The 13530-nt window shown below is 69.8% G+C and carries 13 protein-coding genes; 1 reads left to right on the top strand and 12 read right to left on the bottom strand.

The window, feature by feature from the left end; translation table 11 throughout:
• Nucleotides 1-58 precede the first annotated feature (58 nt).
• From ABE85_RS04485 to ABE85_RS04495, 3 genes are all read right to left on the bottom strand, one after another.
• The gene (locus ABE85_RS04485; RefSeq protein WP_067270396.1) at nt 59-283 is read right to left on the bottom strand and encodes a DUF350 domain-containing protein; all 225 of its coding nucleotides are present in this window, start codon (nt 281-283) and stop codon (nt 59-61) included.
• A 173-nt stretch (nt 284-456) separates the two neighbouring features.
• Nucleotides 457-2070, bottom strand: coding sequence for a DUF4178 domain-containing protein (locus ABE85_RS04490; RefSeq protein ID WP_067270402.1), 1614 nt, complete (start codon nt 2068-2070; stop codon nt 457-459).
• 42 nt (nt 2071-2112) lie between these two features.
• Nucleotides 2113-3201 (bottom strand): SPFH domain-containing protein, encoded by a 1089-nt coding sequence (locus ABE85_RS04495; protein ID WP_067270406.1) that lies wholly within the window; start codon nt 3199-3201, stop codon nt 2113-2115.
• 215 nt (nt 3202-3416) lie between these two features.
• Here ABE85_RS04495 and ABE85_RS04500 point away from each other — a divergent pair, with 215 nt between their 5' ends.
• Nucleotides 3417-3905, top strand: coding sequence for a spore coat protein U domain-containing protein (locus tag ABE85_RS04500; RefSeq protein WP_067270410.1), 489 nt, complete (start codon nt 3417-3419; stop codon nt 3903-3905).
• A gap of 22 nt (nt 3906-3927) precedes the next feature.
• Here the strand turns inward: ABE85_RS04500 and ABE85_RS04505 are convergent, their stop codons facing one another.
• From ABE85_RS04505 to ABE85_RS04545, 9 genes are all read right to left on the bottom strand, one after another.
• Nucleotides 3928-5472: a carbohydrate-binding protein gene (locus tag ABE85_RS04505; protein ID WP_067270413.1), complete on the bottom strand. Its 1545-nt coding sequence runs from the start codon at nt 5470-5472 to the stop codon at nt 3928-3930.
• A gap of 200 nt (nt 5473-5672) precedes the next feature.
• Nucleotides 5673-6005 (bottom strand): hypothetical protein, encoded by a 333-nt coding sequence (locus ABE85_RS04510; protein WP_067270416.1) that lies wholly within the window; start codon nt 6003-6005, stop codon nt 5673-5675.
• A gap of 292 nt (nt 6006-6297) precedes the next feature.
• Complete coding sequence (locus ABE85_RS04515; protein WP_067270419.1) at nt 6298-6939, bottom strand: hypothetical protein; 642 nt, start codon at nt 6937-6939, stop codon at nt 6298-6300.
• A complete protein-coding gene (locus tag ABE85_RS04520; RefSeq protein WP_067270422.1) occupies nt 6936-8387 on the bottom strand; it encodes an aspartate aminotransferase family protein in 1452 nt (483 codons plus the stop codon). The genes ABE85_RS04515 and ABE85_RS04520 overlap by 4 nt, the downstream gene beginning before the upstream one ends.
• Entirely contained in the window at nt 8387-9049 is a 663-nt protein-coding gene (locus ABE85_RS04525) for a class II aldolase/adducin family protein (RefSeq protein ID WP_067270425.1), read from the bottom strand. The genes ABE85_RS04520 and ABE85_RS04525 overlap by 1 nt, the downstream gene beginning before the upstream one ends.
• A complete protein-coding gene (locus tag ABE85_RS04530; protein ID WP_082938315.1) occupies nt 9046-10737 on the bottom strand; it encodes an FGGY-family carbohydrate kinase in 1692 nt (563 codons plus the stop codon). Before ABE85_RS04530 ends, ABE85_RS04525 begins: the two co-directional genes overlap by 4 nt.
• On the bottom strand, nt 10737-11648 hold the full coding sequence (locus ABE85_RS04535) for a TorF family putative porin (protein ID WP_082938316.1): 912 nt from the start codon (nt 11646-11648) through the stop codon (nt 10737-10739). Before ABE85_RS04535 ends, ABE85_RS04530 begins: the two co-directional genes overlap by 1 nt.
• A 40-nt stretch (nt 11649-11688) precedes the next feature.
• A complete protein-coding gene (locus ABE85_RS04540) occupies nt 11689-12129 on the bottom strand; it encodes a DUF2147 domain-containing protein (protein WP_067270428.1) in 441 nt (146 codons plus the stop codon).
• Between the two features lie 206 nt (nt 12130-12335).
• The gene (locus ABE85_RS04545) at nt 12336-13526 is read right to left on the bottom strand and encodes an MFS transporter (protein WP_157521924.1); all 1191 of its coding nucleotides are present in this window, start codon (nt 13524-13526) and stop codon (nt 12336-12338) included.
• Between the last annotated feature and the right edge of the window lie 4 nt (nt 13527-13530).

A 13530-nucleotide genomic window follows, 5' to 3' on the forward strand; every position in this document is an offset into this window, starting at 1 on the left:
AGCGAGCAGCAGAGCGGGCAGCAGAAGGGGCAAGGCGGCGCATGAAGGTCTGTTCAGTTCAACCGTGGATCGCCGCGGCGACGATCTGGCCGATGGAGATGCACATCGCCGCGACCACGACGGCCAGGGCCATGTTCTTGTGCTCGACGATCTCTTCCCACAGCTTGTACGGGGTCAGCTTGTCGATGACGATGAAGCTGATCCAGAACACCAGCACGCCGATGAGGGCGTACAGGATGGAGCCCAGCACGATCGCGGGCTTGAGCCATTCGAAACCTTCCATGTCGTTCTCCTGACGGGTCGTGTTGTCTGAATCGAGGGGTCCGACGCGTGTCGGACGGGGGACAGAACGGGATGTCGGTGGGGAACGGCGGGCGGAGATCCGAGCTGCCGGAGTGTCTCCGCGAAAACCGTCCTCGTCGGGTGCCTGTGCGTGACTCCGGGTGAGACTGGTGACTACTTGTGGCCGCCGCCACCGCTGCTGTAACCGCCGTAGGAGCCGCCGCTGGATCCCACGTAGCCCACGCCGGAGCCGCGGCTGCTGCGCTTGCACTGCTGGTACTCGGCGCTGCTCTCGCCGTAGGTGTCCTTGTAGCGGTCGCAGTCGTCCTTGCTGCAGGCACGCAGCAACGCGAACAGCACCGCGATCACGAAGATCCCGATGATGATGTTGCGCAGCAGTTTGCCCTGGTCCATGCCCGAGCTCACGTCGCGGCGCAGCGCCGGCATCCTGTCCTCGGGCAGCGCGGAGAAGCGGCGCACCTCGGCGGCGTCGACGGCTCTGCCGTGGCTCCAGGTCACCTCGTTGCCGGCCTGCTCGCTGCTGAGCAGTTCCAGGCGGGTGCCGTTGCGCCATTCGTAGTCGCGGACGAGCGCGCGTTCCTCGCGCTTGACGCGCCAGTAGAACTCGCCGAGCACGTAGGTGACCTTCGCGGTGTAGGTCCACTTGTGCTTGAAGTCCTTGTCCTTGTAGCGGACCGACTTGGCCCCGGCGTTCGACGGCGCGCCGGTGATCGGGCGCACCACGCTCCAGCCGTCCTCGGTGTCGACGAGGAAGGCGAACCCTTCCATGCGGCTGAACAGCAGGTACTCGCGCCAGAAGGTCTGTTCGTCCTCGCTGGACTCGGGGATGTCGCAGCGCTCCAGATAACCGACGACCTGCCAGGGCTTGGGCGTGCCGCCCTCGATCGCGAGCATGCCCGTCGTGCCGAGCGGGATCTGCGGCTCGCCGCCGGTGTTCTGACGGTAGGCGGCCAGTCCGGCCGCGAGGTCGGCGCCGGCGCCTTTCGAGACGTCGACGACGGACTTGCACTGGCCGCAGACGATGGACAGCGTCGTGCCGAGCTTGGGTTCCAGCGCCGCGCCGCAGTTGGGGCAGGGCAGCGCCTTGGATTGCAGCGTGGCGCCGCTGGCTTCGCGCAGGCCGGTCAGCGCCAGGTCGGCGAGCTGGACCGCGCGGCCGATCGACCAGGTGGGTTGCGCCGGATCGCTGTATTCGAGCGTCGCGACCTCGTCGGCGGTGTTGCGCAGGTCGACGACGGGGTAGCTCTTCGCCAGCTCGGGCGGATGCGGCAGCTCGCCTTCGGCGGCGGCCAGCGTCGCGTCGGCGATGGACGCGACCTGCCACGCGGAGCCGGCCAGCATCTGCAGCTCGCCGGGACGCAGCGTCGCGGGATCGGGCGCGCGCTCCTGGAGCGGCGCCTCGAAGCTGATGACGAAGCTGCCGTTGTCCTCGGCCAGCCAGCCGCTGCGGGGCGGCTGATCGGCGCTGGCGTCGAAGAGGAGGTGCCACTCGTTCCAGCTGCCGTCGGCATAGGCCATCTGCAGCCGGCCGGCGACGACGAAGCCCGCGCCCGCGTAGCGCCCGGCGGCGCCGAGCTGCAGCGGCGAGTAGTCCTCGAACAGTTCCGCGCTGGTGCCGATCTTGCGCAGCGCGTCGCCCTCACGCAGCAGCGTGGAGCGGCAATAGCTGCAGACGGCGCTGGCGGACGCGGCCGAGGCGAACTCGACCGGCGCCCCGCAATTGGGGCAGTGCGCCTGCCAGCGGCGCTGGGGGGAAGCGGTGGCCAATCAGGACCCGGAGCGAGACATGCCGTGCGGTGCCTGACGGCCTCAGCTGAGCTTCTTCAGCAGCTCGGCCTTCTTGGCCGCGAACTCCTCGTCGGTGAGGATGCCCTTGGCCTTCAGGTCGCCGAGCTTTTCCAGCAGCAGCAGGACCTCGTCGGCGCTGGCGCTGACGGGTTGCGGCTGCACCGGCGCGGTGGCCTGTGCGGCACCCGCGGCACCTGCGGCGGCTTGCGCGGCGGCCTGGTTGGCGCCGGACAGGCCCTGCTGCAGCTGCTGCGCCATGGTCTGGCCGAGTGCGAGTCCCGCGCCCAGGCCCATCGCGTCGCCCGCGATGCCACCGCCGCCGCCCGCGCCGACCCCTTCGGCGAGCTTGGGGATGGCCTGCGCGGTCTGGTACTGCAGGAACTGACCCATGTTCTGGCCGATCATGCCCATGCCGATCTTCTGGTCGAGGATCTTCTGCAGTTCCTCGGGCAGGGAGACGTTCTGCAGCGTGACCCCTTCGAGCTTGAGGCCGAGCGCCTCGAAGGACGGCGAGGTGGCCTCCTGCAGCGCCTTGGCGAACTCGACCTGGTTGGCGGCGAGGTCCAGGAAGGGGATGCCGGACTGGGCGACCGCATCCGAGATGTGCTGCAGCATCAGGCCGCGGAGCTGGCCGTCGAGCTCGGTGACGGTGTAGCGCTCGCGGGTGCCGGAGATCTCGGTGTGGAACTTCTTCGGATCGACGACGCGGTACGAGTAGTTGCCGAACGCGCGCAGGCGCACGGCGCCGAAGTCCTTGTCGCGGATCGTGACGGGCTGGGTGGTGCCCCAGCGCTGGTCGATCTGCTGGCGGGTGGAGAAGAAGTAGACGTCGCTCTTGAACGGGGACTCGAAGAGCTTGTCCCAGTTCTTGAGGTAGGTGAGGACCGGCAGCGTCTGCGTGGTCAGCTTGTACATGCCGGGGCCGAACACGTCGGCGACCTTGCCTTCGTTGACGAAGACAGCCATCTGCGATTCGCGGACGGTGAGGGAGCCGCCGTACTGGATTTCAAAGTCCTGCATCGGATAGCGGAACGCGAGGACGCCGTTGTCGTCCTCCGTCCACTGGATGATGTCTATGAACTGTTTCTTGATGAAGTCCATCAGGCCCATGGCGCTGCTCCACGAAAGGCACGATCCAAACCGACCGTCGCGGAGGAGTATCCCTCAGCGCCAGGGCGACCTTGGTCACCCTGAGGGGGGAGGCTGTCCGCAAGGAAACGACGCGGCGCGACGGCCGGCGACTGGCATGATGAAGGACGGCGAGCCCTCACCGGCCCTCCCGCTGCGTCCGCCGGGCGTCGGCAACCGCAGGGCCGAGGTGACGCATGAAGATGATCCGGATCGGGGTGGCGGTGCTGGTCGCGTCGTCGGCCGGCTCCGCGCACGCGTTGTGTGCGCTGCTGTGCACCTGCACGGTCGCGACCACGTCGCTGCAGTTCGGGGTCTACAACCCGCTGACCTACGGCGACGTGAGCAGCACGGCGAAGGTGCAGGTGAAGTGCGGGGGCGTCCTCGGGCTGCTGATCCCGCTGACCGTCTACCTGGGGGCGGGCAACGGCACGGTATCGAACAGGCGCTTGTCGTCCGGCACCGCGAGCCTCAGCTACGGGCTGTATGCCGATCCGAACTTCACGGTGCCGCTGGGCGACGGGACCGGCGGCACGGTCGTCATCAGCGGGTCGGTGGACATCGATCTGCTCGGGCTCTCGCCCGGGCTGGAGTACACGATGTTCGGCCGCATTCCCGCGCGACAGGTCACCACGCCGCCCGGCGTCTATGTGGACGTCGTCCCGGTGGTCCTCGAGTTCTTCTGAGGCGGCACCGCGCGGCGCGGTCTCATGTCGACGCGCCGCAACCGGCCGAGGTCGGCGTCCACAAGGTCGGGGTCGACGCCGGGTTCCAGCCGGCGCCGGCCCACGCGGTGTGCGTGACCAGGGCCTTGTAGGTCTTGCCCTGGTAGCTGACGACCGTGCCGATGTTGAAGGTCTTGCCTTCGCTCCATGCCGCGCAATTCGGCGCGGGCGCGGGCGCGGGCGCTGGCGAGGGCGACGGTGCCGGGGCGGGTGAGGGCGCTGGAGATGGTGTCGGAGCAGGCGAAGGCGAAGGCGCGGGCGGTGGCGGTGGCGGTGTTGCGCCGCTCGTGTCGGTGCCGTGGGTGGCGGTGGTCCAGCCGAGGAACTCATAGCCGCCCTGGTCCGGTCCGTGCGAGCGCACATACGACTGGAAGTTGGGGATGGCGACGCCGCGGCTGACGTAGCCGTTGAGCGCCAGCTCGGTATAGCCGGATTCGGTGTGATAGCTGCGGCAGTCGCGCACGCCCGAGCCGTTGTTCAGCGACTTGGCCATGTACTCCAGGCCCATGGCCAGACGCGGCAGCGCGTCCTTGGCGTTGGGCTTGTGCATCCAGACCGAGTTGTCGCCCTGGATCGAGGCCATCTCGGCCGCCTGTGCGATGCCGATCAGGTTGTACTGCGGGTGCCAGCAGTCGCGGGCCTTCAGCTCGTTGATCTCGCCGTTGCCGTAGATCGACACGGGGATCATCTCGATGAGCCGCGTCAGCCCCGCGGCGTAGCGCGTCGGGTTGTCCTGGAAGACGCCGGTGGCCATCATGCCGAGCGCGGCCGACACGGCCCAGTTGTTGACGCGCGATTGCGCCTTGGCGGTCTCGGTGTAGAGGCGGTCGACGAAGCCGTTGAAGCGCGCGACCTCGGCGGCCGGCCAGTTGCCCAGGCCACCGCCGTGGTGGCGCAGGATCTCGGCGGCGCTGATCCAGACGGGCAGCATCCACGCCGCTTCGAGCTGGACCTGCGCGGCGTTCGTGCCGGAGGCGACGGTGAAGCCGCGGAACTGGACGGCCCAGTCGTTGAGGATGGCGACGGCCTTGTCGCGATGGCGCACGTCGTTGGTCTTCACCCAGCGCAGGGTGTTGAGGTAGGCGGCCATCGCATCGTTCTTGAAGCGCGACTCCTGCGGACCGCGGGCGCTGCCGACGACCTCCACGGTGGTCAGCGCCTGATGCGCATACGTGTAGTTGCTGCGCGAATCGGCGAGGACGACGGCGTAGCCGGTCTTGATGCCGCTGTTGGACGGGGAGTTGGCCGAGGCCTTGAACGTGTCGAGCCGCGTCTGGCTCATGAAGATGCCGGGATGGCTGAACTTCGCGGGCGCCTTGGCCTGGGCGCTGGCGTCGCGCGGACCGGCGTCGCCTTCCTCCTCGACCTGCGCCGAGCCTTGCCCGGTCGCCTTGCTGTCGACGACCTCACCGCCGCCGCAGGCCGACAACGCGGCCAGCACGACCGGCGTGAGTGCCCATCGGAAACGGCGGCCGAAGCTCGCTTGTGGTGAGCGTGCGTGGCGCGTGGAGGTGTCCAGTCCGATCATGTTCGTGAGCTCCGCTGATGAGTGCGGGGCGACTTTACGAACGTGAAAAGAAGAGGGATGTGACTGTGGGTAATGAGTTGCGAGCAGGGAAACGACTGCGCGTCGGAGCTACCCAGAATGGGGTAGATGACGAGGGTCTTCCATGAGGGGCTGAGGCGGGTGCGGCAGAGGTGCTGGACTCGGCCCGACGGCGAGCTCGATCAGGATGCCCGACTCTGAGCCGCTTCCACCCGCGCGAGTACCGCGGCCACCTCGAAGAACACTAGCCGCCGGCGCGTCTCGATGCGTGTGAACTCTTCGGCCGACGGTACGAGTTCCAGATCGCCGAAGTGAGCGTGGCGCAGCCATCCGCTCAGGCAGGCCTGCGCGATGAGCAGCGAGCGGTCCGTCGACATGCCGTCGTCGCTTCCGCCCGCGATGCCGAAGATCGCGCGCAGCGGGATACCGGCAGCGTCCGCGTCGAAGAACTCCCGAGGGACGAGAGCAGGCGCTCGTCGTGACGGGTCGCCGAGGTGGCGGTCGTTGGCTGGCACTGGCGGCGCTCGGTGGGACGGGATCGCCAGTCTGTCGGTCCGCGTCAGGTATTGCGTCCGTGGAAACCCGCCGCAAGCGTTTGGCTTTGAGCGATGCCCGCACGGAAGTAGATCGGAGCGCGCTTGAAGCGGTTTACTGCCGAGTTCGCTGGCCCTCACCCCCACCCTCTCCCGCAAGCGGGAGAGGGAGCAAGAGGAGCAGGCGCTGCGAGGAGACCCGATCGGACTCCCTCTCCCGCTTGCGGGAGAGGGCGGGGGTGAGGGCCAGCGGCCGCCGCAGTGCTCGCTGCGTCTAGTACCCGCGCGTCTCCTCGGGCCTCAGTCCCTGGCGCACCTGCTCCTGCGCGCGCGCCTCTTCCTTCATGAGCCTGCCGTTGGCCACATGACGCACGATCCACGGCAGCGTGCGCAGCTTCGCGCCGCCGGCCGTCGCCGGCACCCAGGCCTTCGCGCATTTCTCGAAGAGCTCCGCGTTGAGCGCGAGACGCGACGGCGTCATCCCGAGCACGAGAAGCTGTCCTGCATGCAGCGCGACGTTGCCGCCGTCGGCCAGCGCGTCGGGCAGACGCGCCAGGTCGTTGGTCGGGTGGGCCATGTGACCCAGCTGCCGGATCTGTTCGTCGAAGACCGCCGGCATCCATCCGCCGAAGGCCGCCATCTGGCGGCAGAACGGGCCTCCACCGACGAGCACTGCGCACACATCGATGCGAGCCGAATAGACCGTCCGGTGGAGCGCCACCGCGCCCGTGCCGCATCCCTCGGCAGGCGCAAGCGGCAGCGACCGCATTGATGCGTCCGTGGCCGTTCCCCACGCCATCTGCCCGCTCGCGGGATCGCGCAGCGAGAGGCTGTCCGAGTCGCCCGGCATGAGCCCGCGCGCCAGCAGCCGCTGCCGGAGGCTGAGCCACGTGTCGCGGAGCGTGTCGTCGCTCATGCCAACGCCATCACATCGTCGAAGCGGTTGAGCGCATCGTCGATGACGTCATCCGTATCGGCCAGGCTCGTGTAGAGCCGGCTGCCCGCGACCGAGATCAACCCGTGCGCGGTGAACGCAGCTCCCATCTCCTCCATCATGTGCTTGCGCCGCTTGGCCTCGTCCTTGACCTTGATGAGCTTCCACAGGCTGCTGGTGTCGAGCAGCAGCACGCCCGAGGTCTGCAGATGCACGATGGAGCCGAGGTTGTAGGCCACGTAAGGCAGTCCGCGTCGTCGGATGATTTCCTCCAGGCCGATGCGCAGGCGCTCGCCGGCCCGGCCTGCCACCGCCGGCGCGTTGGTGCGTTCCACCTCGAGCAGCGAGTGGTACCCCGCCACGCAACTGAGCGGATTCGCCGACAAGGTCCCGCCCACGAAGGCGCGCCGCGAGGTCGTCCCGATGCCGCCGACGAGCGACATCATGATCTCGCGCCTGCCCCCGATCGCGCCTGCCATCGGGTATCCGCCGGTCAGGCACTTGCCCAGCACCGTGAGGTCGGGCGTCACGCCGAAGTAGGCCTGCGCGCCGCCCATGCCGGCGCGGAAGCCGGTCACCACCTCGTCGAAGATCAGCAGCGCGCCGAACTCGTCGCAGAGCGCGCGGACCTGCGCGTTGAACTCGCGGTGCACCGGCCGCGTGCCGCTCTCCGGGCCGAAGGGCTCCAGCAGCACCGCCGCCGTGCCGCCGCGCAGGCGGTTCCAGCGCAGCAGCCGGCGCAGCGCTTCCGGGTCGTTGGGCAGGCACTCCTGCGTGTGCGCCGTCGCGCCGCGCGGAATGCCGATCGCTTCCATGCGGCCCGTCTTCGGCAGCCGCATGCCGTAGACGAGCTGGTCGCTCCAGCCGTGATACGCGCCGCCGATCTTGATGACGCGCTGGCGCCGGGTGAAGGTGCGGGCCAGGCGCACGGCGCCCATCACCGCCTCGGTGCCGGAGCCCAGCATGCGCAGCATCTCCACGCCGGGCATGTGGCGGCAGACGAGCTCGGCGAGCTTGACCTCGTACTCGTGCAGCAGGCCGGTGACCGGGCCGCAGTCGTCGAGCAGCGCGTGCACAGCCGCGCGCACGGCCGGCGGGTTGCTGCCCAGCAGCGTGGGACCGCCGGCCTGCAGGAAGTCGATGTAGCGGTTGCCGTCGATGTCGGTGAGGTGCGCGCCGTCGGCGCGCGTGATCGCCAGCGGGAACGGGTGGTTGAACGCGAGGTTGTGCTGCACGCCGCCGGGAATCACGGTGGCGGCCTGCTCCGCGAGCCGCTTCGAGCCGGCGCAGTGGTCGTCGAACCAGCGCAGCACCTTGGGCATCGCGTCCGGACGGATCGGCCGCATCGGCTGGTTCACGAGCGCGGCGAAGCGCTCGTAGAGCGCGTGCGTGTCGGGCCAGGAGGGCAGGGCGGTGGGAATCGTCGACATCACGGTCTCTTGAGATGAAGCAGCAGATCGCGCACGGGGGTGAGCACGGCCCGCAGACCGGGCTCACGACGGGTGCGTTCGTCGATGCGCGCCGCGAGCAGGTCGCGGGCGAGGGTCTCGAGGCGCTCGACGGCTTCGAGCGCGGTGGCGCTGTCCGCGGCGCAGCACAGGATGCCATGGTTGCGCAGCAGGTAGGCCTGGCGGTCCGGACGGACGGCCTTGGCGAGCTTGCCTGCGAGCCACGCGGTCCCCGACGGCGCATACCCGACGACCGGCACTTCGGCGCCCAGCCAGCGCTGCATCGCCTCGGGCACCGTCAGCGCCTGACCGATCAGCGCGCAGGCGCTCGCCAGCGGCTGGTGCGTGTGGATGCTGCAGCCGACGTCGGGCCGCGCGCGCAGCACGCGGGCGTGCAGGCCGGTCTCGACGGAGGGATGGCGCTCACCGCCGCTCGCGTCGTCGACCACCGCCAGATCGGACAGCCGCAGCACGCAGACATCCTCCGGCCGCATGACGAGGTAGTCCGTGGCCGAGGGCGTGACGGCCACCAGGTCGTCGGCGATGCGCAGCATCAGGTTGCCGCCCGTGCCGGCGAAGTAGCCGCGCTCGGACAGACGCAGGCAGAGCTGCACCACGTGACGGCGCTCGATCTCGTGCTTCATGTCGCGGCTCCTGCCGCCGTGCCGGTGGCAACACCTGGCACCGCCGCGGTCGCCGGAGCGCGGTTGATGCGCTGGTACAGCGGCGCCAGACGCTGCTGGACCTCCTTGAACGCCTCGAACCTGTCGCTGTAGAGACGGCTCAGATCGGCCGCCGGCTCGTAGATGCGGCGCGTGCGGCGCAGCGCCGCGAGATCGCCGAAGCGCAGCGCGCCGGTGCCGATGCCGGCGAGGAAGGTCGCGCCGATCGCGTTGGCCTGGATGGGGTGATCGAGCTGCCGGATCGGCTGGCCGGTGACGTCCGCGAAGATCTGGCACCAGACGTCGCTCTGCGCGCCGCCGCCGACCGCCGCGATCGTGCCGGGCGAGCGCCCCAGCAGCCGCGCGAAGGGCTCCATCATCCAGCGCGTGTTCAGCGCGACGCCCTCCAGGAAGGCGCGGAAGATGTCCTCCCGCGAATGCTCCAGCGAGAGATTGATCAGTCCCGCCCGCAGCAGCGGATCGTCGACGGGCGTGCGCTCGCCGAAGAGCCACGGCGTGTAGATCAGCCCGCGCGAACCCGGCGGCACGCGCGCGGCGATCTTGTCGAGCAGCTCGTAGACGGCGGGGTGTTCCTCGTCGGACGCCAGTTCGTCGGGGTGGTACAGGATGCGGTCGCGAAGGAAGGACAGGTTGGCCCCCGCCGTCGATTGCAGCGCGAGCGCGAGATAGCGCCCATCGACCGCGCAAGGCACCGCCGCGATCTTGTGGCGGACGTCGGTCCGCATGTCCGGCACGTGCGCGCCCAGCCAGGAGGAGGTGCCCAGGTACAGGTGCGTCTCGAAGTCCGGCACGGCGGCGCCGACCGCGACGGCGGAAGTGTCGACGGCCCCGGCGACGACGGGCGTGGACGCGGGCAGTCCCAGCGCGGCGGCGACGTCGGGCAGCAGCGGCCCCAGCACGTCGGTGGAACGCACGATGGGCGGCAGCTTGTCGGCGTCCAGCCCCAGCGAGCGGATCAGCCGCGCGTCGTAGCGGATGCGCGAGGGGTCGCGGTTGTCGGTGACCCAGCTGGTGAGGATGGAATCCTGCGTCGCGCACATGTGTCCGCAGAGGCGGTAGTTCAGGTAGTCGAGCGCGTTGAGGAAGCAGCGCGTCGCGTCGTACACGGCGGGCATCTCATCGCGGATGTAGGCCATGTGGCCGGCCGCGTCGCGCCCGCTGAGCGACGGCGCGCCGCCGGTCAGCCGCAGCCAGCGCCAGAGCTTGAGCGGCGCGTAGCCCTCGATGTTGAGCCAGCGCCCGCGCAGGCGGCGCCTGATCGCGGCGGCGCCGCGCGCGTCCAGCCAGCTGAAGGCGGGACCGATCGCGCGTCCGTCGCGGCCAAGGCAGACGGTGACCTCGGTCTGCGTGGAGCAGCACACCGCCGACACGCGCCGACGCCGCGCCGCATCCGGCGCGAGCACCTCGCCTGCGGCATCGAGCAAGGCCTGCCACCAGGCCTGCGGGTCCTGCTCCGCCCGCGCGCCTTCGACGAACAGCGGCACGGGGCGGAAGGCCCAGGCCAGCACCTCGCCGTCCAGGCTCACCAGCGCGCACTTGCAGCCGCTGGTGCCGAGATCGACCGCCAGCACCAGCGGCGAGCTTGATGCGGCCGCGGAGGTCGACGACGTCGGCGAGGACGCTCGGGGCGGAGGAACCGGAGACGTCATCAGAACTTGCGCGACACGGACACGACCACCGTGTTGTTGTCCTGGCGCTTCCAGCCGTCGCCGTCGGGGATCATGAAGAGTTCGGGTCGATGGGTGCTGGTGGCGACCCATTCGGCGGTGAAGTTGAGGCCCCAGCGCACGTGGGTGACGCCGATCGAGTAGTCGCTGAAGTCCGCTTCCTTGAAGTGGCGGATCTTCTGCGTGCCCGCGTGCAGGTTGAGCGTCGTGGTGGGCGTGAGCGGATGGCGGTAGGTGAGGTCGTAGAGCAGGCTGCCGCGCGAGTTCTGGTCGCCGCGCGCGTAGCACTCCAGCGCCGGCGTGGGATCGACGCCGGCGACGAGGATCTGGCCGCAGACGCCGCCGGTGTCCGCGCCGCGATAGGTGCGCGAGAGCACGTTGAGGATGCGCCCTTCGAGCTTGCCCCAGCCGATCTCGATCACGGCGTACGCGGTGTCGTAGCGGGTGCGGCGGAAGTCCACCGGCACGCCGGCTTCCATGTCGATGCCGTGCGGCGCATCGAACTTCGCGCCCGGGAAGAACTCCTTGGCCAGGCCCACGCCGAAGTGCCAGCCGTCGGGATCGCCGAAGCGGTAGCCGGTGCCCAGCAGCAGGTTGACGCCGTCGCCGTCGGTGAAGGCCTTCTTGCTGACGGTGGACAGCTGCGCGAGGCCGATGATCCCGGACTCGTGCGCGAGCTGCACGCCCAGCTGCAGCGACGGCTTGCGGCCGGAGTCCGACACGCCGCGGTTGCGCAGGTCGGAGAGCAGTTTCACTTCGGTCTCGACGCCCATCGTGGCGGTGCCGGTCTCGTCGGCGCGGGCGGCGAGGGGGAAGAGGGCGATGAGCGTCGTCACGGTGGCCAGCGCGGCCAGGGTGGACAGGGCCAATGGCGCGGCGGTCTTGCGGTTCATCTCGTGTCTCCTCGTTCTGGTGTTCAGGGCTGGCCGGTGCTCACGATTTGCAGACCGGGGTGGCGGGCAGCTCCGCCACGCGCTTCATCTGCTCGGTCTGGCCGAGGATCTCGGTCCCGATGTAGGCGCGGATGTAGAGGTCGCCGCTCTTCACGCGCAGGGCGCCCTTGTATTTCTTCTTGTCGCGCGGGTCGTAGACCCAGCCGTCGCGCCAGGCCTCGTTCTCGTAGCGGTCCAACTGCGCGATCTGGATGCCGCAGGTGTCGTTGGCCTTGCCGGCATCCTTGTCCCAGACGATGCGGCCGCACAGCGCGGTGGGCTTGTCGTCGCAGGGCTTGAACTCGATGACGGCGCCGCCGTCGGCGCTCAGCCAACGGCCCTTGGCGTCATCCGGGCCGACGGCCAGTGCCATGCACGGGAACAGCGCGGTGCAGAGTGCCGCGACCGCGGTTCGTCGAGAAAGGGCTTGTCGAGCGGCCATCGCGTCCTCTCCGGAGGGACTTGCCCTCGCGTCAATTGGATAGTGATGGCTATGGTATAGCGATGACTATCTAATTTGATTTGCGGAGAAACCCTGGCGGACCGCGCTCGCCGGACTTAGGTCGCCGTCAAAGTACTGAAGCCTTCTTGCTCCCTCTCCCGCTTGCGGGAGAGGGCAGGGGTGAGGGCCAGCGGCGGTGGCAGCGCTCAGTCCGCTGCGGGCCGCGCGGGCGCGCGCGTCAGGGGTAACGCGAGGCTCGCGAGCACGGCGAAGCCGGCAGCCACGAACGGCACGGGCGCGACCTCGTCGCCGGTGACGACCAGCGAGGCCATCAGCGGTCCGAACGCGCTGCCGAACAGCTGGGCGGCGGGCACCAGCGACGCCACGCGTCCGCTGCCGTCGACGCGGAAGGCGAGCGCCATCTGGAAGGGCAGCATGAACAACCAGGTGAAGGTGAACAGCCCGCAGAGCGCGGCGAAGGCGCTGGTGTCACCGGGCCCGGTCCGCGCGATGCCGAGGGCGCTGAGCCCGAGCACGACAGCGCATCCCACCAGCGTGGGCCGCACCGGCAGACGCCGCACGAGCCAGGTGCCGACGCTGCCGCCGACGACCTGCATGCCGAGTCCCGCGGCGATGAGGGTCTGGACGGCGAGCATGGAGAAGCCGCTGCGGGTGCCGAGCGGCTCCGCATAGGCCCACAGCGCGCCAAGCGTGGCGAGCTGGAGGAAGACGACCAGCAGCGTGCCGATGCGCGGACGGGTCCAGGTCATGCCGATGCCGACCTGGCTCACGGTGGGCGTGAGCGGCCCGAGCGGCCGCGCGAAGAGGAGGGCGAGCAGGGCGGCCAGACCGCAGAGTCCGGCCAGCACGGCGAAGCCGCCGGGCCATCCGGACACGGGAATGACGAGGTGCGCCAGCGCGAGGCCGAGCACGGACTGCGCCAGCGTCTGCACGACGAAGAAGAGTCCGGCCAGGCGCTCGGGCACGGCGGCCCGGACGATGACGGCGGTGGTGCTCCAGACCATCAGGCCTTCGGCGACGCCGGCGCCCGCGCGGACGAGGCCCACCGCCAGATCGCCGGTGACCCGCATGGTCACGAGGTTCAACGCCGCCGCGCCCAGCGCCGCGAGGACGGTGATGGATCGCAGCGACCGCACCGGCAGCGCGAGATCGCCGATCAGCACGCCCAGGCCCAGGGCCACGATCTCGCCCATGGCCACGAGGCCGACGCCTTCCAAGGTCACATGACCGGCTTCGAGCAGCGCGCCCAGCAGCAGCGGCTGCAGGCCGAGCATCAACAGGGCCACCGAGCCCACGGCGATCGCCAGGCGCTGCGCGCCGCGGGTGCTGATCGAGGACGAAGCCGTGGCGGGATCCGCGAAGGGAAGTGTGCTCATCTCG

Source organism: Mitsuaria sp. 7 (genome assembly GCF_001653795.1).
In the GTDB taxonomy this organism is placed as follows: Bacteria; Pseudomonadota; Gammaproteobacteria; order Burkholderiales; family Burkholderiaceae_C; genus Roseateles.

Excerpts from the sequence above, each read along its gene's own strand:
- ABE85_RS04540 (WP_067270428.1), bottom strand. The coding sequence starts at position 12,129 with ATGGCCGCTCGACAAGCCCTTTCTCGACGAACCGCGGTCGCGGCACTC.
- ABE85_RS04500 (WP_067270410.1), top strand. The coding sequence starts at position 3,417 with ATGAAGATGATCCGGATCGGGGTGGCGGTGCTGGTCGCGTCGTCGGCC.
- ABE85_RS04545 (WP_157521924.1), bottom strand. The coding sequence starts at position 13,526 with ATGAGCACACTTCCCTTCGCGGATCCCGCCACGGCTTCGTCCTCGATC.
- ABE85_RS04525 (WP_067270425.1), bottom strand. The coding sequence starts at position 9,049 with ATGAAGCACGAGATCGAGCGCCGTCACGTGGTGCAGCTCTGCCTGCGT.
- ABE85_RS04485 (WP_067270396.1), bottom strand. The coding sequence starts at position 283 with ATGGAAGGTTTCGAATGGCTCAAGCCCGCGATCGTGCTGGGCTCCATC.
- ABE85_RS04495 (WP_067270406.1), bottom strand. The coding sequence starts at position 3,201 with ATGGGCCTGATGGACTTCATCAAGAAACAGTTCATAGACATCATCCAG.
- ABE85_RS04535 (WP_082938316.1), bottom strand. The coding sequence starts at position 11,648 with ATGAACCGCAAGACCGCCGCGCCATTGGCCCTGTCCACCCTGGCCGCG.
- ABE85_RS04505 (WP_067270413.1), bottom strand. The coding sequence starts at position 5,472 with ATGATCGGACTGGACACCTCCACGCGCCACGCACGCTCACCACAAGCG.
- ABE85_RS04520 (WP_067270422.1), bottom strand. The coding sequence starts at position 8,387 with ATGTCGACGATTCCCACCGCCCTGCCCTCCTGGCCCGACACGCACGCG.
- ABE85_RS04515 (WP_067270419.1), bottom strand. The coding sequence starts at position 6,939 with ATGAGCGACGACACGCTCCGCGACACGTGGCTCAGCCTCCGGCAGCGG.
- ABE85_RS04530 (WP_082938315.1), bottom strand. The coding sequence starts at position 10,737 with ATGACGTCTCCGGTTCCTCCGCCCCGAGCGTCCTCGCCGACGTCGTCG.